At 71.9% G+C, this 22903-nt stretch carries 26 protein-coding genes; 7 read left to right on the forward strand and 19 right to left on the reverse strand.

The window, feature by feature from the left end; all coding sequences use genetic code 11:
• Positions 1–22: 22 nt before the first annotated feature.
• Both Q5425_RS25390 and Q5425_RS25395 read left to right on the forward strand, forming a co-directional pair.
• Entirely contained in the window at positions 23–838 is an 816-nt protein-coding gene (locus Q5425_RS25390) for a hypothetical protein (RefSeq protein WP_308674811.1), read from the forward strand.
• Positions 839–933: 95 nt separating this feature from the next.
• On the forward strand, positions 934–1497 hold the full coding sequence (locus tag Q5425_RS25395; RefSeq protein WP_308674812.1) for a hypothetical protein: 564 nt from the start codon (positions 934–936) through the stop codon (positions 1495–1497).
• 7 nt (positions 1498–1504) lie between these two features.
• Here the strand turns inward: Q5425_RS25395 and Q5425_RS25400 are convergent, their stop codons facing one another.
• Positions 1505–2284, reverse strand: a complete 780-nt coding sequence (locus Q5425_RS25400; protein WP_308674813.1) for an enoyl-CoA hydratase-related protein — start codon at positions 2282–2284, stop codon at positions 1505–1507.
• Between the two features lie 73 nt (positions 2285–2357).
• Here Q5425_RS25400 and Q5425_RS25405 point away from each other — a divergent pair, with 73 nt between their 5' ends.
• Positions 2358–3191, forward strand: a complete 834-nt coding sequence (locus Q5425_RS25405) for an alpha/beta hydrolase (RefSeq protein ID WP_308674814.1) — start codon at positions 2358–2360, stop codon at positions 3189–3191.
• On the opposite strand, the gene Q5425_RS25410 is transcribed toward Q5425_RS25405, so the two are convergent.
• The 3 genes from Q5425_RS25410 to Q5425_RS25420 all read right to left on the reverse strand — a co-directional run bounded on the left by Q5425_RS25410 (position 3188) and on the right by Q5425_RS25420 (position 6355).
• Entirely contained in the window at positions 3188–3529 is a 342-nt protein-coding gene (locus tag Q5425_RS25410) for a hypothetical protein (protein WP_308674815.1), read from the reverse strand. The two genes, Q5425_RS25405 and Q5425_RS25410, sit on opposite strands and share 4 nt — an antisense overlap.
• A 16-nt stretch (positions 3530–3545) precedes the next feature.
• Positions 3546–5189 (reverse strand): hypothetical protein, encoded by a 1644-nt coding sequence (locus Q5425_RS25415; protein WP_308674816.1) that lies wholly within the window; start codon positions 5187–5189, stop codon positions 3546–3548.
• 143 nt (positions 5190–5332) lie between these two features.
• Positions 5333–6355 carry a helix-turn-helix transcriptional regulator gene (locus tag Q5425_RS25420; RefSeq protein ID WP_308674817.1) on the reverse strand — a complete coding sequence of 341 codons (1023 nt, stop codon included), beginning with the start codon at positions 6353–6355 and terminating at the stop codon, positions 5333–5335.
• 87 nt (positions 6356–6442) lie between these two features.
• On the opposite strand from Q5425_RS25420, the gene Q5425_RS25425 reads away from it, so the two are divergent.
• Both Q5425_RS25425 and Q5425_RS25430 read left to right on the forward strand, forming a co-directional pair.
• Complete coding sequence (locus Q5425_RS25425; RefSeq protein WP_308674818.1) at positions 6443–6856, forward strand: cupin domain-containing protein; 414 nt, start codon at positions 6443–6445, stop codon at positions 6854–6856.
• Positions 6853–7254: a DUF1304 domain-containing protein gene (locus tag Q5425_RS25430; protein WP_308674819.1), complete on the forward strand. Its 402-nt coding sequence runs from the start codon at positions 6853–6855 to the stop codon at positions 7252–7254. The genes Q5425_RS25425 and Q5425_RS25430 overlap by 4 nt, the downstream gene beginning before the upstream one ends.
• 1 nt (position 7255) lies before the next feature.
• Here the strand turns inward: Q5425_RS25430 and Q5425_RS25435 are convergent, their stop codons facing one another.
• The 8 genes from Q5425_RS25435 to ruvC all read right to left on the reverse strand — a co-directional run bounded on the left by Q5425_RS25435 (position 7256) and on the right by ruvC (position 16438).
• Positions 7256–9613, reverse strand: coding sequence for a bifunctional (p)ppGpp synthetase/guanosine-3',5'-bis(diphosphate) 3'-pyrophosphohydrolase (locus Q5425_RS25435; protein WP_308674820.1), 2358 nt, complete (start codon positions 9611–9613; stop codon positions 7256–7258).
• 284 nt (positions 9614–9897) lie between these two features.
• The gene (locus tag Q5425_RS25440) at positions 9898–10416 is read right to left on the reverse strand and encodes an adenine phosphoribosyltransferase (RefSeq protein WP_308674821.1); all 519 of its coding nucleotides are present in this window, start codon (positions 10414–10416) and stop codon (positions 9898–9900) included.
• A gap of 1 nt (position 10417) precedes the next feature.
• A complete protein-coding gene (gene secF / locus Q5425_RS25445) occupies positions 10418–11635 on the reverse strand; it encodes a protein translocase subunit SecF (protein WP_308674822.1) in 1218 nt (405 codons plus the stop codon).
• A gap of 1 nt (position 11636) precedes the next feature.
• Positions 11637–13421, reverse strand: coding sequence for a protein translocase subunit SecD (gene secD / locus Q5425_RS25450; protein WP_308674823.1), 1785 nt, complete (start codon positions 13419–13421; stop codon positions 11637–11639).
• 219 nt (positions 13422–13640) lie between these two features.
• Positions 13641–14048 carry a preprotein translocase subunit YajC gene (gene yajC, locus Q5425_RS25455; RefSeq protein ID WP_308674824.1) on the reverse strand — a complete coding sequence of 136 codons (408 nt, stop codon included), beginning with the start codon at positions 14046–14048 and terminating at the stop codon, positions 13641–13643.
• Between the two features lie 135 nt (positions 14049–14183).
• Positions 14184–15251, reverse strand: coding sequence for a Holliday junction branch migration DNA helicase RuvB (gene ruvB / locus Q5425_RS25460; RefSeq protein WP_308674825.1), 1068 nt, complete (start codon positions 15249–15251; stop codon positions 14184–14186).
• Positions 15252–15260: 9 nt separating this feature from the next.
• The gene (gene ruvA, locus Q5425_RS25465; protein WP_308674826.1) at positions 15261–15857 is read right to left on the reverse strand and encodes a Holliday junction branch migration protein RuvA; all 597 of its coding nucleotides are present in this window, start codon (positions 15855–15857) and stop codon (positions 15261–15263) included.
• Positions 15854–16438, reverse strand: coding sequence for a crossover junction endodeoxyribonuclease RuvC (gene ruvC, locus Q5425_RS25470; RefSeq protein ID WP_247023922.1), 585 nt, complete (start codon positions 16436–16438; stop codon positions 15854–15856). The genes ruvA and ruvC overlap by 4 nt, the downstream gene beginning before the upstream one ends.
• Before the next feature lie 73 nt (positions 16439–16511).
• Between ruvC and Q5425_RS25475 the strand changes: the two genes are divergently transcribed.
• On the forward strand, positions 16512–16952 hold the full coding sequence (locus Q5425_RS25475; protein WP_308674827.1) for a cupin domain-containing protein: 441 nt from the start codon (positions 16512–16514) through the stop codon (positions 16950–16952).
• On the opposite strand, the gene Q5425_RS25480 is transcribed toward Q5425_RS25475, so the two are convergent.
• The 5 genes from Q5425_RS25480 to Q5425_RS25500 form a co-directional block, all read right to left on the reverse strand.
• Positions 16949–17500: a DUF4262 domain-containing protein gene (locus Q5425_RS25480; protein WP_308674828.1), complete on the reverse strand. Its 552-nt coding sequence runs from the start codon at positions 17498–17500 to the stop codon at positions 16949–16951. The genes Q5425_RS25475 and Q5425_RS25480 overlap by 4 nt on opposite strands.
• An 86-nt stretch (positions 17501–17586) precedes the next feature.
• On the reverse strand, positions 17587–18342 hold the full coding sequence (locus Q5425_RS25485) for a YebC/PmpR family DNA-binding transcriptional regulator (RefSeq protein WP_308674829.1): 756 nt from the start codon (positions 18340–18342) through the stop codon (positions 17587–17589).
• Positions 18343–18383: 41 nt separating this feature from the next.
• The gene (gene pdxT, locus Q5425_RS25490) at positions 18384–19004 is read right to left on the reverse strand and encodes a pyridoxal 5'-phosphate synthase glutaminase subunit PdxT (protein WP_308674830.1); all 621 of its coding nucleotides are present in this window, start codon (positions 19002–19004) and stop codon (positions 18384–18386) included.
• Between the two features lie 241 nt (positions 19005–19245).
• Positions 19246–19566 carry an AzlD domain-containing protein gene (locus Q5425_RS25495; RefSeq protein WP_308674831.1) on the reverse strand — a complete coding sequence of 107 codons (321 nt, stop codon included), beginning with the start codon at positions 19564–19566 and terminating at the stop codon, positions 19246–19248.
• Positions 19566–20258, reverse strand: coding sequence for an AzlC family ABC transporter permease (locus tag Q5425_RS25500; protein ID WP_308674832.1), 693 nt, complete (start codon positions 20256–20258; stop codon positions 19566–19568). Before Q5425_RS25500 ends, Q5425_RS25495 begins: the two co-directional genes overlap by 1 nt.
• A gap of 68 nt (positions 20259–20326) precedes the next feature.
• On the opposite strand from Q5425_RS25500, the gene Q5425_RS25505 reads away from it, so the two are divergent.
• The gene (locus Q5425_RS25505) at positions 20327–20890 is read left to right on the forward strand and encodes an XRE family transcriptional regulator (protein ID WP_308674833.1); all 564 of its coding nucleotides are present in this window, start codon (positions 20327–20329) and stop codon (positions 20888–20890) included.
• Between the two features lie 4 nt (positions 20891–20894).
• Here Q5425_RS25505 and pdxS read toward each other — a convergent pair whose 3' ends face one another.
• On the reverse strand, positions 20895–21818 hold the full coding sequence (gene pdxS, locus Q5425_RS25510; protein WP_308674853.1) for a pyridoxal 5'-phosphate synthase lyase subunit PdxS: 924 nt from the start codon (positions 21816–21818) through the stop codon (positions 20895–20897).
• 88 nt (positions 21819–21906) lie between these two features.
• Complete coding sequence (locus Q5425_RS25515) at positions 21907–22890, reverse strand: DUF5937 family protein (protein WP_308674834.1); 984 nt, start codon at positions 22888–22890, stop codon at positions 21907–21909.
• Positions 22891–22903: the final 13 nt, after the last annotated feature.

The following is a 22903-nucleotide window of genomic DNA, read 5'->3' on the forward strand; positions in this document are numbered from 1 at the left end:
TCGCCGGGGAGAGGTGCCGACGATGGTCGAAAACCGGGTTCCCGCGGTCCGCCGCGTCCTCGGGCGGGCCGGTCAGGCCGGCTGCGCCGGCGTCCTCTTCGCCGTGCTCGCCGGCGGCCCCGCGTTCGCGCAGAGCGATCCCCCGCCACCGGCGCCGGTCAAGTACTTCATCGTGCCGCACGCCGACAACCCGGAGGACATCACGCTGTTCAAGATCGCCGAGCGCGCGCTCGGCGACGGGCGGCGCTTCCCGGAGATCTTCCGGCTCAACCAGGGCAGGCTGCGGCCGGACGGCACGCCGTTCACCGATCCGGCGGCGATCGAGCCCGGTCAGGTGCTCCAGCTGCCCGACGACGCCGCCCCGGAGCCGGGCGTGCAGTTCGGCCCGCTGCCGTCGGCCCCGCCCGTCACCCCGGCCGCGACGCCCGCTCCTGCCGAAGAGACGTCCGGTCTCGGCGTCGGGCTGGCTTCGGCCGTCAGCGGCTCCGGTGGCCTGCTCACCGGCCTGCTCGCCGGGCTCTGGTGGCGGCGGCGCCCGCAGCTGCTCCCGCCGTCGCCGTTCGAACCGCCCGCGCGCGAGGAGGAGGACTTCGCCTCCGGTTCGGTCAGCGGCACCCTGCCGCTGCCGATCGTGGTCCCCGAACCGCGTCCGGACGTCGTGCTGCGCCCGGAGCCGATCACCTCCGAGCTCGCGATCATCGTGCTCGACACGGCCGAAAACCAGGTGATCGCCGCGGTCCGGCCGGGCTCGCGGTTCCACTTCCGGATCGGCCCGGAACCCGACTTCGCGGACAGCTCGACGGTGCTCGTGGTCGACGGCGACGGGAACGCCTCGTGACCTCGGGATGTGCGTGCCGGGTCACTCTGCGCTGAACGGATCAACCGGCGCCGGAACACTGGCCATCGGGCGGCCGGGCCCGCGATAGTCGTCTCATGACCTGGGATCCGTTCGGCACCGTCGGGAAAGCGCTGTGGATCGGCGGCGCTCCGTGGACCGGGAAGTCCACCGTGGCGCGGCTGCTGGCCGAGCGGCACGGCCTGACGACCTACCACCACGACGACCGGGCCCGGCCCGGCACCCCGCTGCCGGACGACCTCCCGGCCGGCGACCAGCTGACCGCGATGATGGCCGAGTTCGGGCACCGCTTCCGCTGCGCCGTCGACGACCTGCGCGCGCTGACCTCGCCGCGCCCGATCGTCGCCGAAGGCCGGGGCCTGCGGCCGGAACTGGTCGCCCCGCTCGTGGACTCCCCCGGCCGCATGGTGGTGCTCGTGCCGACCGAGCTGTTCCGCCAGCACCAGCTCCGGCACCGGCCGGACGGACCCGCGATCCCGGTGCAGCGCACCCGGCTGACGCGCGACCGGATGCTCGCCGCCCACGCCGTGCGGGCGGCGCGGGACCTGGGCATCCGCGTCATCGAGATCGACGGCAAGCTCGACCCGGCCGGCGTCACCGACGTCGTCGCCGAGCACTTCCGCGCCTACCTCGACGCCTGAAGGCCGGTCAGCGGAAGGTGAACCGCGGCGGCCGCCGCTCGAGGAACGCGGCGACGCCTTCCGCGTAGTCCTCGCCGTGCAGGGCATCGGCGCGGATTTCCTCGACCTCGGCGTCCGGGGTTTCCTGCCCGGCGACGATCTTTTCGATGATCCGGTTCATGCCGCGGACGGACGCCTGGGAGCGCGAGCACAACGTCTCGACGAAGGCCAGCGTCGAGGTCTCGAGGTCACCGGCCGGGAAGACGTCGTTGAGCAGGCCGATTTCGCGGGCGCGGGAGGCCGTGATCAGCTCGCCGGACAGGAGGAAGTACTTGGCGTGGGCCGGGCCGACGAGCGAGACGAGCTGGCGCGTCGAGTCGAAGTGGTAGACGATCCCGAGCTTCGCCGGGGTGATGCCGAACCGCGCGCCGCCGGCGCCGAACCGGAAGTCGCAGGCGACCGAGATCTGGCAGCCGCCGCCGATGCAGTTGCCCTGGATCATCGCGACCGACGGCTTCCGCATCGCGGTGAGGGCGGCGACCGCGCCCTCGACGGCCTTGTCGTAGCTCGCCGCACCTTCCGCCGTGGTGCGCAGCTCCCCGAACTCGCTGATGTCGGCGCCCGCGGAGAAGTGCTCGCCGGCCCCGGCGATCACCAGCACCTTCAGCGCCGGGTCGGCCTCCACCCCGGCCACGACGTCCGGGATCGCCGACCACATGCCGTAGGTGATGGCGTTCATCTTTTCCGGCCGCGTCAGCGTGAGGCGGGCGACTGCACCGTCGCGCGTCAGGTCGAATCCGTCGGTCATGAACCGCACCCTAGCTTCTCGCCCTCAGCGAAACCGGCGGTGTGTGACGCGGTCGGGTGGTTAGTTTGGGGCCATGGCGACGATCGAAGTGGACGGGACCGCGTTCGGCTACGACGAGGCGGGAGAGGGGCCCGCGGTCGTGCTGCTGCACGCCGCACTCGGCGACCGCCGGATGTGGGACGCACAGTTCACCGAGCTCGCCGCCACCCACCGGGTGATCCGCTACGACCGCCGCGGTTTCGGGGAGACCCGCGGTGAGAACGGCGAACACGCCCACTACGAGGACCTGCTGGCCTTGCTCGACGCCCGGGGGATCGAGCAGGCCGCGCTGGTCGGGGCGTCGATGGGCGGGGCGTGCGCACTGGACGCCACGCTCGCCGCGCCGGAGCGGATCACCCGGCTCGCCCTGCTCGGCTCCGGCCTGACCGGCCACGTCTGGCCGGACCACATGCTGGCGGACTTCGCGCGGCTGGGGGCCGAGGCTGTCCCCGCCGACCGGTTCGCCCGCTACCAGGCCCGGGAAGGCGACGTCGACCCGGCGGACGTCCGGGCCATGGCCGAAGCCAACATCCGGTACCTGGTCGCGGGGCCGGACCGGGACGTCTCGGTCCTGCCCCCCGCCATGGTCGCGCGGGTACGGGAAATGTGCGAGCAGGTGTACCGGCACGACTGGACCACTCCACAGTGGACGGAACGGATCCCGGACACCCGGCACCGGCTCGCCGAGATCACCACGCCCGCCCTGGTGGTGATCGGGACGTCGGACGCGCGGGGGCTGGTCGAGCTGTCCGCGCACCTGGCGGAATCGTTGCCCCGCGCGGAACTCGTCGAGCTGGCCGACACCGGGCACCTGCCGTCGATGGAACGGCCGGACGAGGTGAACGCCCTGCTGCGGAAGTTCCTCTAGCCGAAGATCTTCTGCACCTGCTCGGAGATCTTGGCGACCAGTTCGGAGAACTGCGCCAGCCCGCCCAGCAAGCCCTTGACCTTCTCCCAGCGGCTGCGCACCACGGCCGGCTCCGCGGCCTCGCCCTCGCGCAAGTCGGCCGCCAGGTCGGTCAGCGTGTCCTCCAGGACCTCCTGCTTGGCGAGGTCCCCGCCGCGCACCTCGGTCGTCAGCCGCTCGACCAGTCCGAGCAACGACGAGACCGCGGTTTCCGCGCCGCCGGCTTCGACGCCGGTCTGGGTGATGCGGCCGGAGTTGTCGCCGCCGATGCTGACCTTGTTCGTGATGCGGTGGCCCATCAGGTGTCCGTCCTGGTCAAGCGGCCGGGGGCCGCGGGCGGGCGGGGCGCGGGGTGCGCAGCCCGGTCTGGGTGATCGGCCCGCGGTTGTCGCCGCGGATGGTGACGTCGTTGTTGATCACGACCGCCGCCTGCTCTTCGAACTTCGCCGTCGAGAAGCCGGCGTCGCCGAGGAGCTTGCCGATGGCCGGCAGGAGCCGGCTTTCGATGATCTTCTCGTAGCGTTGGATGTCGACGAGCTGGAAGTAGTCGGTGAACAGGTTCACCGAAGCGAGTTCGCGCAGCGTGCTCGCGGCGCCGTAGCGGTCCGGGTCCAGGACGCCGGGTTCGCGCTTCGGCTGCCGGATCCACGACGCGAGGTTCGAGATCCGCCTCGGCAGGCTCGCCGGCATTTCCAGCCAGGCCAGCAGGCCCTGGCCGAGCGGGCGCAGCGAGTCCGGCCGCATCTTGTCCACCACGCGGTACTCGGCCCGGATCGGCGGCAGCATGAACGGCGTCCACTCGACGTACAGCGTCGTGTCGTCCACCGCGACGTGCAGGAACGTCGTGAGCACCAGGTCCCGGTCCCAGGTCTCCACCTGGAAGGTCAGGTAGTAGCGCGCCCACTCCTTCGGTTCCGTGCGGAGCCGGGCGACGTCGGCCGCGGTGAGCCGGGTGTGCGGCGGGCGCTCGATGTCCGGCAGGTAGGCGGCGGCTTCCGGCTCGCCGAGGTGGTCGACGAGCTCCGTGGCCGGGGTGAACACCGCCTCGGTCACGGTCAGCCCGCCGAGCCGGTGGTCCGGCGAAAGCGCGTTCGCGTGGCGGAGGTCCGCGATCGCCGCGCGGATCCCGTCGTACAACGCCTCGGTCGTCAGCTTCGGCCGGCCTTCGCCGTCCTCGAGCCGCTCCAGCGGGATCGCCATCGACCAGGCGTCACGGCGGAAACCGGCGCCGACGAACGGGTTGTACCCGCGGTACACCACCAACGGCGCCCCCGGCGCCTCGGTGGGCGCCGCACCACCCTGGTAGCGGGCGAGCTGGCCGCGGAAGTCTTCGGTGAACAGCCCGGTGAGGCTGCCGCCGCCGTCCGCGGCCCCGCCGAACCGCTTGAAGCGCGTCGTCAGCAGGTTCCACAGGGACCAGCGCTCGATCGTCACGGCCACGCACACGACCACCGCGAGCACGAGACCGATGACGGTCCGGGCGGTGTCGCCACCCGGAGAATCGTCGTAGTCGTAATCGACGTCGTAGCGGTAGGGGGAGGAGTACCGGCTCCCGGAGCCGAAGATCTCGTCCGAATAGGACAGCAGCAGCCAGGCGACGACGATCGCCACGCCGAGCACGACCACCGTCTTGGGGTTGATCCCCTTCTCCAGCACGGACGCGCTCTTCCCCGCTCGCGCGGCGACGAGCACCAGCGACAGCACGATCCAGCCGTAGAGCAGGGGGTTGTCCCACAACAGCCCGATGACGACGGCCATGAGCAGCACCAGCAGCCCGTCGAAGTTCTTCCGGCGCGCCCGCGCCCGGACCGCCTCGGTGAGCACGCGACCCGCGTCGAGCCCCGGTGACGGCGGGACCGGACGGGTGGGCTCGACGAGGAACTCGGTGATGGCCCGCTTGCTGTAAGCGGGATCGAGGTAGGACGCCGCGCACAGGTAGCGCGTGGTGTCGTCGGCCATGCCGCCCCCTTGTCAGGCGGGGCCCCGCGCGCCGGACAGCCCGCTCCCCGCAATTTGCGGAAGGTATCATGCAGGCGGCGGAAAGCGGCACCGCATTTCCGGCCGGAATGCGACCGATATCCCTTCGTGCCCGGCCGGAATCGTCAGGACATCAGCTTCGCGGTCAGTTCCCCGCGGCTGCGGACGCCCACCTTGCCGAACACCGACTTGAGGTGGTCCTGCACCGTGTGCGCCGAGATCGCCAGCCGGGCGGCGATGTCCACTGTGGACTTTCCGGCCAGCACCTCGCGGCAGACGTCGCGCTCGCGGGCGGTCAGGCCGTAGGCCGCGAGCAGCACGCCCAGCAGCTCGGCGCCGGAGGCGCGGTCGATCGTCACCACCGTCTCGCCGTCGTCCTCGCCGGCCACCAGCCGGCCGGCGTGCAGCACGATCCACCCGCCGTGGGCGTCGCGGACCCGGGCGCGGAACGTGCCCGTCGCCGCCGCGCGGGCGCCGGTGACCACCGCGCGCAGCAGGACCGCGAAGCGGCCCGGGGCGATCTCGTCCAATTCGGACCGCCACCCCGCGGCCGCCGCGGTGGCCGCCCGGTGCCTGCCGTCCGGGCCGACGACCACGATCGCCGGTTCCGCCCGCTCCCCCGCGGCCCGCGAGCGCGCGGCCACCCGCGTCGCCGCCGCCAGTGCCGGGGCGACCGACAGCAGGAACTCGACCTCACGATCGCTGAACTCCCCGCGCCGCACCAGGCCGGCCGCAGCCCACGACGTGCCGTCCACCCGGAACACCGCCCGCAGCTCGTGGCCGAGCCCCAGCGGGCGCCAGACCTCGGTCCACCGGCCGCTGCGCTCGACGGCCCGGCGGGGCAGGTCGGACAGGCGCGCCACCGGCACCGGCCGCCGCGCCAGCTCGGCGAAGGTGTGCGGCTGCGCGCCGTCGTACTCGTACGTCGCCAGCAGCGGCTCGTACTCGCCGGGGATGCGGGCCCGGCCGCTGGTCATCGAGCTGATCACCGCGGTGTCCGGATCCAGCGAAGCCCAGCACGTCAGCTCCGCCGGCACCACGCGGTCGACCAGCTCGATGGCGGCGGCGTGCAGCTCGGCGACGCCGAGGCCCGCCGTCGCGAGGGCGGCGACCTCGCGCCGCACTCCCTGCGCCCGGCCTTCCCACATGGACGCAGTATGCGCCGCCCGGGGCGGGCCGGATATCCCACTTTCCCGGGATGGTCCCCCGCCGCCGGAATTCCTAGCGTCCTCGGCATGACCCACTTCACCGCCCCGGGCGAAGGCCCGGAACTCGACAGCAAGGACGCGCGGATCACCGTCAAGGTCGGCGCGGAGCACACCGGCGGCGCCTACGAGGTGTTCGAGGTCGACGCCCCGCGCGGCCCGGCCGTCCCGCCGCACACCGAGCCCTGGGCGAAGAGCTTCTACGTGCTGCACGGGCGCATCACGGTCTACGTCGACGGCGAACTCCACGACCTCGGCCCCGGCGCGTCGATCAGCATCCCGGCGGGCGCGGTCAACACCTTCACGGTGCACACGCCGTCGGCGCAGTTCCTCGTGCTGTGCCTGACCGGCGGGATGGGCCGGTTCTTCCGCGCCGTCGACCGGGCCACAGTGGACCGGATCCCGGAGATCGCCGGGCGCCACGGCATCGAGCTCGTGCCGTGAACGCCGTCGCGCAGGTCTTCGCCGTCCTGGCGGTGCTGGTGCACCTGCTGGCGTTCACGTGGGAGGTGGTGCTGTTCGAACGGCCCGGCGTGCACGAGGGCATCTTCAAGATCCCCACCGCGAACCTGCCCGCGACCCGGCTGTGGTCGTTCAACGTCGGCTGGTACAACCTGTTCCTCGCCGCCGGCCCGGTGCTGGGGCTGGTCCTGCTGCACACGGGCCAGGACGGCGCCGGGCGCTGGCTGGTGCTCTACTGCTGCGGGTTCATGCTGCTGGCCGGGATCGCCCTCGGTGTCTCGGACCTGCTCGCCCTCAGCCGTCCCCGCGGCGCGGGCCTGGGTGGGGCGCTCGCCCAGGCGCTGCCGCCGCTGGGCGCGCTGGTCTCCGCCGCCTTCTGACTCAGGAAGCCGACGTCACGCGGTAGACGTCGTAGACGCCCTCCACGCCGCGCACCACCTTGAGGACGTGGCCCAGGTGCTTCGGGTCGCCCATCTCGAACGAGAACCGGCTGACCGCGACCCGGTCGCGGGACGTCGTCACCGAGGCCGACAGGATGTTGACCCTTTCGTCGGCCAGCACCTTGGTGACGTCCGACAGCAGGCGGTGCCGGTCGAGCGCCTCGACCTGGATGGCCACCAGGAACACCGAGGACGCCGAAGGCGCCCACTCGACTTCGACCAGCCGCTCGGGCTGGGACTGCAGGTCGCCGGCGTTCGTGCAGTCGGTGCGGTGCACCGAAACCCCGCCGCCGCGGGTCACGAAGCCGAGGATCTCGTCGCCCGGCACCGGGGTGCAGCAGCGGGCGAGCTTCGCCCAGACGTCGCTGGCGCCCTTGACCACCACACCGACGTCGTTGGAACCGCGGCGCCGGGTCACCGTGGACGGCGTCGCGCGCTCGGCGAGCTCCTCCTCGGCCGCGTCGACGCCGCCGATCAGCGCCACCAGGCGCGACACGACGTGCTTCGCGCTCGTGTGGCCCTCGCCGACCGCCGCGTACAGCGAAGAGATGTCGGCGTGGCGCAGCTCGGTGGCCACCGCGCCCATGGACTCCGCGGAGACCAGCCGCTGGATCGGCAGGCCGACCTTGCGGATCTCCTTGGTGATGGCTTCCTTGCCGCCTTCGATCGCCTCGTCGCGGCGTTCCTTGGCGAACCACTGCCGGATCTTCGCGCGGGCCTTCGGCGAGCCGGCGAACTGCAGCCAGTCGCGCGACGGGCCGGCGTTCTCCGCCTTCGACGTGAAGATCTCGACGACTTCGCCGTTTTCCAGCTTGCGTTCGAGGGCGACCAGCCGGCCGTTGACGCGGGCGCCGATGCAGCGGTGCCCGACCTCGGTGTGCACGGCGTAGGCGAAGTCGACCGGCGTCGATTCGACCGGGAGCGTGATCACGTCGCCCTTGGGCGTGAACACGAAGATCTCGCGCGAGGCCAGCTCGTAACGCAGCGACTCGAGGAAGTCGCCCGGATCCGCCGCCTCCCGCTGCCAGTCGAGGAGCTGGCGCATCCACGCCATCTCGTCGACGTCCACGGCGTTGCCGTTGTGGGTGCCCTTGGTCTCCTTGTACCGCCAGTGCGCGGCGATGCCGTATTCGGCGGTGCGGTGCATCTCGTAGGTGCGGATCTGCACCTCGAGGGGCTTGCCGTCGGGACCGATTACCGTCGTGTGCAGCGACTGGTAGACGCCGAACCGCGGCTGCGCGATGTAGTCCTTGAACCGGCCGGGCACCGGCTGCCACAGCGCGTGCACGACACCCATCGCGGCGTAGCAGTCGCGGACGTCCTCGACGAGGATCCGCACGCCGACCAGGTCGTGGATGTCGTCCAGGTCGCGGCCGCGGACGATCATCTTCTGGTGGATCGAGTAGTAGTGCTTCGGCCGGCCCTCGACCTTCGCGGTGATCCGCGACGACACGAGGTTGCTGGTCAGGTCGGTGATGACCGACCGCAGGTAGATGTCGCGCGAGGGCGCGCGGTCGGCGACCAGGCGCACTATTTCGTCGTACTTCTTGGGCTGCAGGATCGCGAACGCGAGGTCTTCCAGCTCCCACTTGACCGTGGCCATGCCGAGCCGGTGGGCCAGCGGCGCGAGCACCTCGAGGGTCTCGCGGGCCTTGCGGGCCTGCTTCTCCGGCGGCAGGAAGCGCATGGTGCGCATGTTGTGCAGCCGGTCGGCGAGCTTGATGACCAGCACCCGGGGGTCCTTGGCCATCGCGATGACCATCTTGCGGATGGTCTCGGCCTCGGCGGACGAGCCGAGCTGCACCTTGTCCAGCTTCGTGACGCCGTCGACGAGCTCGGCGACCTTGTCGCCGAAGTCGGCCTTCAGGCTCTCGACGGCGTAGCCGGTGTCCTCGACCGTGTCGTGCAGCAGCGCCGCGACGAGCGTGGTGGTGTCCATGCCGAGCTCGGCGAGGATGGTGGCGACGGCGAGCGGGTGGGTGATGTACGGGTCGCCGGACTTGCGCCGCTGGTTGCGGTGCAGTTCCTCGGCGACGTCGTAGGCGCGCTGCAGCAGCCCGAGGTCGCCGTTCGGGTGGAGCTCGCGGTGGATGACGGCCAGCGGCTCGAGGACCTGCTTGACCGGGGCGGCGCGCTGCGCGGTGATCCGCCGGGCGAGACGCGCCCGGACCCGCCGGGTCGCGGACGGGTTCGGCGCCGCGCCGTTCGGCTTCGGCGGCGCGGGCTGTGCCGCCGCCGGCTGCCCGTTCTGCTGGGCGCCCTGCTTCGCGGGCACCGCGGCGTCGAGCTCCTGGCTCACCCGCACCTCCTGCTGCTCGTGCGGCCTTCGGACCACCAGGGTAGCCGTTGCGCCTCGTAGCCCTCTCGGGTGCGCCCGTTCAGGGGGATGTGGGGCCCGTCACCAGCCGGTTCCCCGCATCCCGGCGTGCCGGAACCCGTCACCCGCGTGATCCGGCCCGGAACTCGCGTGATCGGGGCCGTAACCGGCGTGATTGGAGCCGGAACTCGCGAGTTCCGGCTCCAATCACGCGAGTTCCGGGCCCAATCACGCGAGTTCCGGGTTCGGTCACGCGGGTCGGGGGGTCAGCAGACCTGGAGGGCGTGGACCTTCCGGTCTCCGAGGACCTGGCGGCCGCCGAGGGCGGCCAGTTCCAGAACCACCGACACGCTGTCGACCACCGCGCCCGCGTCCTCCAGGAGCTTGCCGGTGGCCGCCACCGTGCCGCCCGTGGCGAGGACGTCGTCGAGGACCGCGATCCGCTGGCCCGGCCGCACCACACCGGCCGGCAGCTCCACCGTCGCCGTGCCGTACTCCAGTGCGTAGTCGACGCGGCCCGCCACCTGCGGCAGCTTGCCGGGCTTGCGGATCAGCACCACGCCGAGGCCGCGGGCGTACCCGACGGCCGCGGCGAGGAGGAACCCGCGGGCCTCCACGCCGGCGAGCGCCTCGACCCGATCGTCGAGGGTGCCCGCCAGCGCGTCGGTCACCGCTTTGAACGCACCCGCGTCCGCGAAGAGCGGGCTCAGGTCGCGGAACAGCACGCCGGGCTCGGGGAAGTCCGGCACCTCGGCGATCAGGCCGAGGGCGTCGTCGAGCTGCACGTCAGCGCTTCCGCTTCCCGGCCGGGCGCTGCTTCTGGATCCGGGCGGGGACGCTGGCCGCGGCCGCGTACGCCTTCTCCTTGCGCAGTTCCTTCGCCAATGCGTCGTCGTCCGAGGCGTCGAAGTCCTCGCCCGCCGCCGCCTTGCGCTCCTGGCTGGCCCGGCGCTGGTGGACCCGCTCGGCCTGCTGCCGGTACTTCGGGTCGCGCATCTTGAAGTCGACCAGCAGCGGGGTGGCCAGCGCGACCGACGAGAGGACGCCGACCAGGGTGCCGGTCAGCTGCACCAGCGCCAGGTCCTGCAGCGTGCCCGAGCCGAGCAGCACGTAGCCGACGACCAGCAGGCCCAGGATCGGCAGCAGCGCGATGAACGCCGTGTTGAACGACCGCATCAGGGTCTGGTTCAGCGCGAGGTTCGCGGCTTCGCCGTACGTGCGGCGGGTCAGCCCGAGCAGGCCGCGCGTGTTCTCGCGGACCTTGTCGAACACCACCACCGTGTCGTACAGCGAGAACCCGAGGATGGTCAGCAGGCCGATCACGGTCGCCGGGGTCACCTCGAAGCCGATCAGCGAGTACACCCCCGCGGTGACCAGGATGTCGTGCAGCAGCGAGACCAGCGCGGCCGCGGCCATCCGCAGGTCAAAGTAGATCGCCAGGAAGATGACCACCGCGACGAGGAACACCGCGAGCGCGAGCAGCGCCTTCTGCGAGATCTCCCCGCCCCAGGACGCGCTCACCGCGCTGTCGCTGATCGCCTGGACGCTGGGCTGGCCGTTGCCGCCCTTCGGGCCCAGGTCCTGGAACAGGCCCTGCTTGAGCTTGGCGACGTCGGCCGCGTTCAGCGTCTCGGTGCGGATCTGGATGGTCGACGCGGCGCCCGTGCCGACCTTCTGCGCCTCCGCGGCCGGGTGGCCGAGCGCCTTCTGGAACGACGCCTTGGCCTGGTCCTCGGTGATCACGCCGTGGATGCCGTCGGCGGGCATCTGGATCTGCGTGCCGCCCTCGAACTCGATGCCGAGGTTGAAGCCGCGGACGATCATCGACAGCAGGCACACCAGCACCAGCGCGCCGAAGAAGGCGTACCAGCGCTTGCGCTTGCCGACGACGTCGAACGCGCCCGTGCCGACGTACAGCCGGTGGAAGACGCTTTCCCTCTTGCCGGGCTTGGCCGCCACCTTGGCGTTGCCTTCGGCGTCGGTGCCCAGTTCTTCGACCCCCACGTCAGGCCTCCTTCACGTTCGCGCGGCCGACCGAGGTGGCCTTCTTCCGCTGCGAACCCAGTTGCTGCACGGCGCCGAGGCCCAGGTGCCTCGGATTGGACAGGAACGCGTTCTTGGACGTGGACACCATGGCCACCAGCGGGTGCGTCACCAGGTACACGACGACCAGGTCGAGCACCGTGGACATGCCGAGGGTGAACGCGAAGCCCTGGACGTCGCCGACCGCGATGACGTACAGGATGGCCGCGGCCAGGAAGCTCACCGCGTCCGAAGCCAGGATGGTGCGCCGGGCGCGGACCCAGCCGCGTGGCACCGCGGACCGGAACGTCCGGCCCTCCCGTATTTCGTCCTTGAGCCGTTCGAAGTAGATGACGAACGAGTCCGCCGTGATACCGATGGCGATGATCAGGCCGGCGATGCCCGCGAGGTCCAGCGTGTAGCCGATCCAGCGGCCGAGCAGCACCAGCACCGCGAACACCAGTGCGCCGGACAGGGCCAGCGACAGGATGGTGAGCACGCCGAGCAGCCGGTAGTAGAACAGGCAGTAGACGAACACGACCAGCAGGCCGATGCCGCCGGCGATCAGACCGGCCTCCAGCGAGGCCAGGCCGAGGGTCGCCGACACCGTGGTCGCGTCCGAGGACGCGAACGACAGCGGCAGCGAGCCGTACTTGAGGATGTCCGAGAGGTTCTTCGCCTCGGACTGGGTGAACTTGCCGGTGATCTGGGTGTTGCCGTCGAGGATGGCCACCTGGATGTTCGGCGCGGAGACGACCTGCGTGTCGAGCACGAACGCGGCCTGCTGGCCGGTGTTCTTCGAGGTGAAGTCGGCCCAGGTCTTGGTGCCCTCGCCCTTGAAGCTGAGGTTCACCACCCACTGGCCGCGCTGCTGGTCGTAGCCCGAGGTCGAGTCGGCGATCTCGGTGCCCGGCAGGAACTCCGGCTCCAGCAGGTACTTGTACGTGTCGTGGTCACCGCAGGCGACCAGCGGCAGCTTCGGGTCGTCGTTGCCCTCGAGGGGGTCCTTGGCGTTCGGCGCGCAGGTGAGCGCCGCCATCGCCTTCGAGACGAGCTCCTGGTTCGGCTGGCCGTCGGCGCCGATCAGCTGCGGGTTCTGCCGGACCGCCTTGGCGGCCTGGATCTCCTGCGCGGTCTGCGCGTCGACCGAGCCGTCCGCGGGTGCCGGCGCCGGGGTGGACGCGGGCGGCGGCGGGGTGCTGCTGCTCGGGGCGGCCGGCGTGGTGCTGGGCTGCTGCGCGGGCGCGGCGCCCGGCGCGCCGCCACCGGCGGCCTTGCTCGTCGTCGGGGCGCCCGAGGACGAAGGCGCCGTCGACGAGCTCGGGGCCCCCGAGGTCGGCGGGGTCGCGGCCGGCGGCGGGGTGGTCGTCTGCGGGGGCACCACCGGCTGGGTGGCGGCCGAGACGACCTTCCGGAAGCCCAGCTTCGCGGTCTTGCCCAGGTTCTTCGCCTGGTCGCCCTGCTCGCCGGGGACCGTGATGACGACGTTGTTGCCGTCGAGGAGGACCTCGGTGCCGCTGACGCCGATCCCGTTGACGCGCCGTTCGATGATCTGGCGCGCCTGGTTCAGGGACTCACGGGTCGGCTGGCCGCCGTCGGGGGTGCGGGCGGTGAGCGTGACCCGGGTGCCGCCCTGCAGGTCGATGCCCAGTTTCGGGGTCGGCTTGTGGTTGCCGGTGAGGAACACCAGCGCGTACAAGACGATCACGATCAAGGCGAACAGGGCGAGATAGCGTCCCGGGCGGAGATGCCCGGCTGAAGCTGCCACGGTGCTTCGGTCTCCTCGGACGGGGTGGACCCCAACGTTGCGGTGCCCGCCCGGAGGGTTACCGGGAGGGACTGTGTGCGATTCACTCCCGGGCGCGGGTATGACGGCGGACACGCACGCAGCACCGAGACAGTACTCGGTGCTGCGTGAGCCCGGCGTGCGAGGCCGTACCGACTTTCGTCGGGATTCCCGTCCCCGCCCAGGAGTGCCCCGGAGTGCTTACTTCTTGCCGTGCTCCAGCGGCGGCGCGACCTGCGCGGTGGTCTGCGGCTCGTCGTCCTTGATGCCGGAGGTCGACTCGATGATCGCCGGCTCCGCGGCCGGGATCTCCGCGTCCTCGACGGAGTCCTCCTCGGTCTCGACGACCGGCTCGACCTTCTCGCGGACCGCGAGCCGCAGCCAGGTGGTGACGACACCGGGCGCGATCTCGATGTCGATGGTGTTGTCGCCGGAGGCGTCGGCGACGGTGCCGTAGAGACCGGACGTGGTCATCACACGGTCACCGGGCGCCAGGCTGCTCTGCAGTTCCTGCTGCGCGGCCTGCTGCTTCTTCTGCTTTCGCGTGCTCATCACCAGCGGCACCGCGAGGACGAGCACGAGCAGCAGGGGCAGCAATAGCTGTTGCATATTTCTCCGTTCGACGGACACCCGGGCCCAGCCGAAATGTCCGGTTTTTGGGTATGTGCTCCGGTCAAGTGTGCCAGGTACCAGCGCGGACGCCAGCACCCACCCGCCGGTACGGGCCGCTTGGCCTGTTCGAACTCAGTCCTGCTCGAACAGCGACGGCCCGCCCTGGTCCGGGCGCCCCGGGAGGTCCGCGGGAGGCACCATGCCGAGGTGTTCCCACGCGGTCGCCGTCGCGACGCGGCCACGCGGGGTGCGGGCGAGCATACCGGCGCGCACGAGGTAGGGCTCGCACACCTCTTCCACGGTGGTCGCCTCCTCCCCCACGGCCACCGCCAGCGTCGAGATCCCCACCGGCCCGCCGCCGAACGACCTGGTCAGCGCGGTGAGCACGGCCCGGTCGAGGCGGTCGAGGCCCAGGTCGTCGACGTCGTAGACGGCCAGCGCGGCGCGGGCGACCTCGCGGGTCACCTTGCCGTCGGCGCGGACCTCGGCGTAGTCGCGGACGCGCCGCAGCAGCCGGTTCGCGATCCGGGGCGTGCCCCGCGAGCGGCGGGCGATCTCCGCGCAGCCGTCGCGGTCGATCGGGATGTCGAGGATCGTCGCGGCCCGGCGGACGACCAGCTCCAGCTCGGCGTCGGTGTAGAACTCCATCTGGCCGGTAAAGCCGAACCGGTCGCGCAGCGGGCCGGTCAGCGAGCCGGACCGGGTGGTCGCGCCGACCAGCGTGAACGGCGCGATCTCCAGCGGGATGCTGGTGGCGCCCGGGCCCTTGCCGACCACGACGTCGACGCGGAAGTCCTCCATCGCCAGGTAGAGCATCTCCTCGGCGGGCCGGGCGATCCGGTGGATCTCGTCGATGAACAGGACGTCGCCGGGCGCGAGGTTGGACAGCATCGCGGCCAGGTCGCCGGCGCGTTCCAGCGCCGGGCCGGAGGTGATCCGGATGGCCGCGTTCAGCTCGGCGGCGACGATCATCGCCATCGACGTCTTGCCCAGCCCGGGCGGGCCGGACAGCAGGACGTGGTCGGGCGGCACGCCGCGGCGGCGCGCACTCTCCAGCACCAGCTCCAGCTGTTCGCGCACGCGCGGCTGACCGACGAACTCGTCGAGCTTGCGGGGCCGCAGGGTGCCTTCGACGTTCTCCTCGCCGGTCTGGGCCCACGCCGAGAGCGCCTCGTCCTCTTCCACCGCTTCATACTCCACGGCCGTGTCCTACCGCTTCCGGCCGAGGGTGGCCAGCGCCGCGCGCAGCACGCTCGCCGTCGTGTGGCCGTCGCCGTCGGCGATGACCTTGTCCACGGCCTGTTCGGCCTGTTTGGCCGGGAAGCCGAGCCCGGCCAGCGCCTCGACGACCTCCGCGCGCAGGGCGCCGGGGGCGGTGACGGCCGGGGTGTCGCCGGCGCCGGCGAGCGCGGTGACCTTGTCGCGCAGCTCCAGGGTGAGCCGTTCGGCGCCCTTGCGGCCGATGCCGGGCACCGAGGTCAGCACGGTGATGTTGCCTTCCACCAGCGCGGCCCGCAGCTTGTCCGGATCCAGCACGGCGAGGGTGGCCAGCGCCAGGCGCGGCCCGATCCCGGACACCGTCTGCAGCAGCCCGAACAGCTCCCGCGCGTCGGCGTCGGCGAAGCCGAACAGCGTCAGCGAGTCCTCGCGCACGACCAGCGCGGTGTGCAGCTGGGCCTCTTCGCCGCGGCGCAGGGTCGCCAGCGTCGCGGGGGTGGCCTGCACGGCGAAGCCGACCCCGCCGACCTCGACCACGACGTGGTCCAGGCTGACCGACAGGACTTCTCCGCGTACCGACGAGATCATCGTGCTGCTCCAGGGTTCTTCGCTTGCTTCGCCGCCGCGGCGAGCCGGGCTTTGTGGGTGCGCGCCATCTCGGCGGCGCGGGCTTCGGCCTCGGCGAGCCGGGCCCGCATCGGCTCCCGCCAGAGGTGGCAGATGGCCAGGGCGAGCGCGTCGGCGGCGTCGGCGGGGTGGGGCGCGACTTCGAGGTTCAGCAGGCGCATCACCATGGCGGTGACCTGCGCCTTGTCCGCCCGGCCCGACCCGCTGACGGCGGCCTTGACCTCGCTCGGGGTGTGGAACACGACGGGCAGCCCCCGGCGCGCGGCGGCGAGTGCGACCACCCCGCCGGCCTGCGCGGTCCCCATCGCGGTCCGGACGTTGTGCTGGGCGAAGACGCGCTCGACCGCCACCGCGGCCGGTTTGTACCGGTCCATCCACCGCTCGACCTCGTCGGAGATGCCGAGCAGGCGGTGCGCCAGATCGGCGTCCGGCGGCGTCCGCACGACGTCGACGGCGACGCAGCGGACGGCCCGGCCCTTGCCGCCGTCGACCACCCCCAGGCCGCACCTGGTCAGACCGGGGTCGACCCCGAGCACCCGCACCCGTTTTCCTCCCGCCGCGAACACCAGTTCGAGCTTGCAGGCTACTGGGCGCGTCTGCGGCAGGATGGGTGACATGCCGGAGCCGTCGGATTTCGTCACCCACCTGGGCCTCGAGCCGCTGCCCGTCGAAGGGGGGCGGTGGGCGCAGAGCTGGCGGGCCGAGGCCGGTTCGGCGATCTACTACCTGCTCGTCGCGCCGGAGCGCTCCGCGCCGCACCGGCTGGACCGCACCGAGGTCTGGGTGCACCACGCGGGGGCGCCGGTCGCGATGCTGCTGCTGCACCCGGACGGTTCGGTCGAGCGGCCGGTGCTGGGCACCGACGTCGCCGCCGGCGAGCGGCCGCAGGTCGTCGTGCCCGCCGGGACGTGGCAGGCGGCGGTCACGCGCGGTTCGTGGAGCCTGCTGGGCACGGTCGTGGTGCCGCCCTACACCGACGACTGCGTGGAGTTCGCCGCCGCGGCGGAGCTGGCCCTGGAGTATCCGGAAGCGGCCGCCGACCTGCGGAAGTTCTAGGGGCCGTCGACCCCGGGGGTCCAGCTCTCGGGGTCGCCGCTCCCGGTCAGCACCGGCTGCCACCGCGCGAACCCCTCGGGCGCGTCCGGGTGCCACGGGAACTTGCCCTCCGGCGTCGCGACGATCAGCTGCAGGGCCGGGAAGTCACCGTCCGGGTAGATGAGGAACGCCGTGCCGAAGTACTCGGGGTAGTGCCCCTTGTGGACGCGCTCGAGGACCACCGGGACGCCTTCGAAGAAGTCGTCGTAGCGCTTGCCGACCTCGAAGATCTCGCCGTTGGCCGCGCGGTCGACGTAGGCGTCGAGCAGGACCTGGCCCATGTGGTCGGGCAGCCCGACCACGACGGCTTCCGGCACGTGGTGCAGCGCCCACGCACAGGCGGTGAAGCAGTAGCCGGCACCTTCGTCGTCGGCGGCGACGGTGATGACCGCGTTGCCGCGTTCCTTCGCCTGCTCCTCGATCCATTCGATGAGGCGCAGTTCGTCCGCGGACAGCTCGGCCGTGATGTCGGCGGCAGCGGCGGGGGTCGTCGAGGTCACGGCGCACATTGTGCCCGACTCGCCCGCCCGAGCCCAGGGCCCGGGCCGGAAAGTTTCCGGCCCGGGCCCAAAAGCGGTGTGACGCAAGGGAAAAGTCAGCCGACTTCGGCGAGCACCTCGTCGGAGACATCGAAGTTCGCGTAGACGTTCTGGACGTCGTCGCAGTCTTCGAGGGCGTCGATCAGCTTGAAGACCTTCTTCGCGCCGTCCGCGTCGAGCGGGACGCTCACCGTCGGGAGGAACGTGAGCTCCGCCGACTCGTACTCGAACCCGGCCTCCTGGAGCGCCTTGCGCACCGGCACCAGGTCGCCGCCCTCGCAGACGATTTCGAAGCTCTCGTCGAGGTCGTTGACCTCTTCGGCGCCGGCATCGAGCACCGCCATGAGGACGTCGTCCTCGGTGGCGCCGCCCTTCGGCATGATCACCACGCCCTTGCGGTTGAACATGTAGGCGACCGACCCCGGGTCGGCGAGGGAGCCGTTGTTGCGCGTGAGCGCGGTGCGGACCTCCATCGCGGCGCGGTTCTTGTTGTCGGTGAGGCACTCGATCAGCACCGCCACGCCGTTGGGGCCGTAACCCTCGTACGTGATGTTCTGCCAGTCGGCGCCGCCGGCCTCTTCACCGGCGCCGCGCTTGCGGGCGCGCTCGATGTTGTCCTGCGGGACCGAGTTCTTCTTGGCCTTCTGGATGGCGTCGTAGAGCGTGGGGTTGCCATCCGGGTCGCCACCACCGGTGCCCGTGCGGGCGGCCACCTCGATGTTCTTGATCAACCGCGCGAAGAGCTTGCCGCGCTTCGCGTCGAGGTTGGCCTTCTTGTGCTTCGTGGTGGCCCACTTGGAGTGGCCGCTCATCTCTCCTCCATCTGTTCCGTACCCCGGCCGGGCACCGCGTCTCAGGCAGCCTGTCGCACGAGGTCGACGAACAGCCGGTGCACCCGCACGTCGGGCGTCAGTTCCGGGTGGAACGCGGTCGCCAGCACCGCCCCTTGCCGGACCGCGACGATCCTAGCGGTGTCGTCGTCCACGCCGGGCACGCCGCTGACCGTGGCCAGCACCTCGACGCCGTCGCCGGCCTTCTCGACCCACGGAGCCCGGATGAACACGGCGTGCACCGGCGCCGTTTTTATGCCCGCGAAGTCCAGGTCGGCCTCGAAGGAGTCGACCTGCCTGCCGAAGGCGTTGCGCCGGACGACGACGTCGAGCCCGCCGAGCTGCTGCTGGTCCGGCCGCCCGTCGAGGGTCTGCCGCGCGAGCAGGATCATCCCGGCGCACGAGCCGAACGCGGGCAGGCCGTCGGCGATCCGCGCCCGCAGGGGTTCCAGCAGTTCGAAGCTCTCCAGCAGCCGCGACATGGTGGTCGACTCGCCACCGGGCAGCACCAGACCGTCCACTTCGGACAGCTCACCGGCCCGCCGCACCGGCGTGGCACGCGCACCGGCTTCTTCCAGCATGGCGACGTGCTCCCGCACGGCGCCCTGCATGGCGAGCACACCGATGACCGGTTCCGACGACACCCGACCTCCCGAAAGACCTTCCCACCAGCCTAGACGCACCGGCCCCACGGCGGACCGGCAGGTCAGAACCGCTCCCCGGCCACGCGGCCGCCGGCGCCCGGCTTCCCGCGTGGCCCACGCCCCGAGCGCCCCAATGTGGCATTGGGTGCATCTGACGCACCGAACGCCACATTGGGTGCGTTGAACGCACCCAACGCCACATTGGGGCGCTGGCAACCGGACAACAACGGCAGACCGGCGCTCAGGGGACCCCGGCCAGCCGCAGCAGTGCTGCCGTGGCCGCGGCCGCCACCACCACCAGCGCGAACGGCGCCTTCCGCCACGCCAGGACCCCGGCGACCAGCACCCCCGCCGGCCGGGCGATGCCCGCGAAGCCGTGTCCCTCGGTCAGCGCGCTGACCGCGACCAGCGCCGCCAGCAGCACCACCGCCGCCAGCGCCATCAGCCGTTCCGCCTTCGGGGACAGCTTCACCCGGCTGCGCAGCACCGGGCCGGCGAACCGGAAGGCGAACGTGCCCACGGCCAGCACCGCCGTGGCGATCAGCAGTTCCGTCCCGTCCATCAGCTCGCCTCCTGCAGCTTCGGGTCCTTCGCGGCGACGCCCACCAGCACCCCGGCCAGCGCGAGCAGCACCGGCAGCCCGGCGGGCAGGAACGGCGTCGCGGCCAGCGCGACCAGCACCCCCACCAGCACCGGCAGCCGGGCCGCCTTGTCGCGCAGCGACGGCAGCACCAGCGCCAGCAGCACCGCCGGGAAGGCGGCGTCGAGGCCGAACACGTCGGTGTCGGTGATCGCCGTCCCGGCGAACGCCCCGATCAGCACCCCGGTGTTCCAGAAGACGAAGATGCCCAGCCCGCAGGCCCAGTAGGCCGCGCGGCGGCGCGGGGCTTCGTCCTGGGCCATCGCGAACGCCACCGTCTCGTCGCTCATCAGGTGGCTGCCCAGCAGCCGGGCGGGCCACCGCGTCCCCAGCACGTCCCCGATCGCGAACCCGAACGGCAGGTGCCGCGTGTTGGCCAGCAGCCCGGCCAGCACGGCGGCGAACGGGTTGCCGCCCGCGGCCACGATCCCGATGAACATGAACTGCGACGCCCCGGCGAAGACCAGCAGCGACATCAGCATCGGCAGCCACAGGGGGAAGCCGGAGCTCACCGCGATGGCGCCGTAGGACACCCCCACGAGACAATCGGCCAGACAGACCAGGCCGATGTCACGGGCGAGGCCCCGATCGAGTGTTCGCCATATCGAACGCATGTGTTCTATGGTGAACGCCAGGCCACGTGTTCGTCAAGGCGAACGAACAGACCGATGGAGCGAACAGGATGTCTCAGGAAGCCACCGGGGCGCCGCTGGAAATCATCGCGGCGTCACTGCGCCGCGAACGAACCCGGGCCGGGCTGTCCCTGACCGAGGTGGCGCGCCGCGCCGGCCTGGCCAAGTCGACGCTCTCGCAGCTCGAGTCGGGTACCGGCAACCCGAGCGTCGAGACGTTGTGGGCCCTCGGCGTCGCTCTCGACGTACCCTTTTCCCGGCTGGTCGAACCGGACCGGCCGAAGGTCCGGGTGGTCCGCGCGGGCAAGGGGCCGACGGTGTTCGCCGAACACGCCGACTACGCGTGCACGCTCCTGTCGGCCTGCCCCACCGGCGCCCGCCGCGACATCTACGTCGTCCGCGGCGAGCCGGGCACGCCCCGGCGCTCCGACCCGCACATGACCGGGGTGGTCGAGCACATCGTGCTCTGTGCGGGCCGGGCGCGCATCGGTGTCCTGGACGCCCCGGAGGAACTCCTGCCCGGGGACTACATCTGCTACCCCGGGGACGTGCCGCACATCTTCGAAGCCCTCGAGCCGGGTACGTACGGCGTCGAGATCTCCGAATACCTCTAGGAGGTCACCAGCCGCGCTCGGCGAGGCGGTGCGGCTCCGGGAGCTCCTCGACGTTGATGCCGACCATGGCCTCGCCCAGGCCGCGCGAAACCTTCGCGAGCACGTCCGGGTCGTCGTAGAACGTCGTCGCCTTGACGATCGCCTCGGCGCGCTGGGCCGGGTTGCCGGACTTGAAGATGCCCGAGCCGACGAACACGCCCTCGGCGCCCAGCTGCATCATCATCGCCGCGTCGGCCGGGGTGGCGATGCCGCCCGCGGTGAACAGCACCACCGGCAGCTTGCCCGCCTGCGCCACCTCGCGGACCAGCTCGTACGGCGCCTGCAGCTCCTTGGCGGCGACGAACAGCTCGTCCTCGGGCAGGTTCTGCAGCCGGCGGATCTCCTGGCGGATCTTGCGCATGTGCGTGGTGGCGTTGGAGACGTCGCCGGTGCCCGCCTCGCCCTTGGAGCGGATCATCGCCGCGCCTTCGGTGATGCGCCGCAGCGCCTCGCCCAGGTTGGTCGCGCCGCAGACGAAGGGCACGGTGAACGCCCACTTGTCGATGTGGTTGGCGTAGTCGGCCGGGGTGAGGACCTCGGACTCGTCGACGTAGTCCACGCCGAGGGACTGCAGGACCTGCGCCTCGACGAAGTGGCCGATGCGGGCCTTCGCCATCACCGGGATCGAGACGGTCTCGATGATGCCGTCGATCAGGTCGGGGTCGCTCATCCGGGCGACGCCGCCCTGGGCGCGGATGTCGGCGGGCACGCGCTCCAGCGCCATCACCGCGACCGCGCCGGCGTCTTCGGCGATCTTGGCCTGCTCGGCGGTGACCACGTCCATGATCACGCCGCCCTTGAGCATCTCGGCCATGCCGCGCTTCACCTTGGCGGTGCCGGTGACGGACTGGACGGTGCCGCTGGAAGGGGTGGGCTGCTGCTCGGACACGACGAGGCCTTTCGACACGGTTCGGGGGTGGACGAGTCCGAGGGTAGGTCCGGGGTGGCCTCTTCAGGCAGGCCAGTACGCGGGTATCTCAGCAGTCCACTTCGCCGGTGCCCGCGACCAGGGCTTCCGCGAGCGAAGTGCGCACGTAGAGCACGTGACGTCCGGCACGGTGCCCGCTGACCAGGCCCGCAGCTTTGAGGACGCCGAGGTGCTGCGACACCGCCCCGGCGCTCAGCCCGGTCCGGCGGGCCAGTTCGGCGGTGGACGCCGGCGCGGCGAGCTCCGTCAGGAGCATCGCGCGGCCGCGGCCCACGACGGCGGCCAGCGCGCCGGGTGCGGTGGCCGTGCCGGTCTCCCACAGCGTGGCGATCCCGCGCGGCGGGTAGCGCAGCACCGGCTGCCAGCGCGCGTCGGTCTTGGAGAACACCCGGGGCCAGACGAACGCCGAAGGCACCAGCACGAGGCCGCGCCCGTCGAGCGGCACGGCGGCGTGCAGGTGCCGGTGCGCCACCGTGAGCGTGCCGGCCTGCCAGTGGATCAGCGGGGTGAGGTCGTTGAACAGCTCCGCGGCCCCGCCCTGGGCCAGCAGCCGGGACCGGTACAGCACGTCGCCCTCGAGCAGCGCGCGGATCCGGGGCCAGTCCGGGGCCAGCACGAGGTGCCAGTACCGCTCCATCAGCGTCGCGAGCCGCTCGAGGCCGGCCTCCGGCTCGCGGTGGAAGCGGGCCAGGGCGGGCGAGCGCGGCCCGGCCATCGCGTCCAGCTCGCGCCGGACGAGGCGGCCGGGCACGTCCCGCAGGTCGGCGAGCTCGTCGGCCAGCTCGGGCAGCGGCGTCGACGGCGTCCCGGCGAGGAAACCGGGCAGGTGCCGCAGCGGGACGAGGTCGCGCAGCAGCCCGATGTCCAGGCCGGCCTCGTCGAGCGCCGCGGTGGCGCGCTTGATCCACGGCAGGTGCAGGGCGTGCTGCCCCGGGGAGTTGAGGACGCGGACGCTCGCGACGACCTCCCAGGCCGGGGAGAACGCGAACCGGGTGTGCGCCAGGTCCTCTGTGGAGAATGCCAGGTCGAGCACTGCTGCCTCCTGC

It is taken from the genome of Amycolatopsis sp. A133 (assembly GCF_031082405.1).
Classification (GTDB): Bacteria; Actinomycetota; Actinomycetes; order Mycobacteriales; family Pseudonocardiaceae; genus Amycolatopsis.

Bases quoted from the DNA above. Each gene is read 5' to 3' on its own strand.
- Q5425_RS25390 (WP_308674811.1), top strand. From the start codon at position 23: ATGGTCGAAAACCGGGTTCCCGCGGTCCGCCGCGTCCTCGGGCGGGCC.
- Q5425_RS25395 (WP_308674812.1), top strand. From the start codon at position 934: ATGACCTGGGATCCGTTCGGCACCGTCGGGAAAGCGCTGTGGATCGGC.
- Q5425_RS25400 (WP_308674813.1), bottom strand. From the start codon at position 2,284: ATGACCGACGGATTCGACCTGACGCGCGACGGTGCAGTCGCCCGCCTC.
- Q5425_RS25405 (WP_308674814.1), top strand. From the start codon at position 2,358: ATGGCGACGATCGAAGTGGACGGGACCGCGTTCGGCTACGACGAGGCG.
- Q5425_RS25410 (WP_308674815.1), bottom strand. From the start codon at position 3,529: ATGGGCCACCGCATCACGAACAAGGTCAGCATCGGCGGCGACAACTCC.
- Q5425_RS25415 (WP_308674816.1), bottom strand. From the start codon at position 5,189: ATGGCCGACGACACCACGCGCTACCTGTGCGCGGCGTCCTACCTCGAT.
- Q5425_RS25420 (WP_308674817.1), bottom strand. From the start codon at position 6,355: ATGTGGGAAGGCCGGGCGCAGGGAGTGCGGCGCGAGGTCGCCGCCCTC.
- Q5425_RS25425 (WP_308674818.1), top strand. From the start codon at position 6,443: ATGACCCACTTCACCGCCCCGGGCGAAGGCCCGGAACTCGACAGCAAG.
- yajC (WP_308674824.1), bottom strand. From the start codon at position 14,048: ATGCAACAGCTATTGCTGCCCCTGCTGCTCGTGCTCGTCCTCGCGGTG.
- ruvA (WP_308674826.1), bottom strand. From the start codon at position 15,857: ATGATCTCGTCGGTACGCGGAGAAGTCCTGTCGGTCAGCCTGGACCAC.
- Q5425_RS25475 (WP_308674827.1), top strand. From the start codon at position 16,512: ATGCCGGAGCCGTCGGATTTCGTCACCCACCTGGGCCTCGAGCCGCTG.
- Q5425_RS25480 (WP_308674828.1), bottom strand. From the start codon at position 17,500: ATGTGCGCCGTGACCTCGACGACCCCCGCCGCTGCCGCCGACATCACG.
- Q5425_RS25485 (WP_308674829.1), bottom strand. From the start codon at position 18,342: ATGAGCGGCCACTCCAAGTGGGCCACCACGAAGCACAAGAAGGCCAAC.
- Q5425_RS25495 (WP_308674831.1), bottom strand. From the start codon at position 19,566: ATGGACGGGACGGAACTGCTGATCGCCACGGCGGTGCTGGCCGTGGGC.
- Q5425_RS25500 (WP_308674832.1), bottom strand. From the start codon at position 20,258: ATGCGTTCGATATGGCGAACACTCGATCGGGGCCTCGCCCGTGACATC.
- Q5425_RS25505 (WP_308674833.1), top strand. From the start codon at position 20,327: ATGTCTCAGGAAGCCACCGGGGCGCCGCTGGAAATCATCGCGGCGTCA.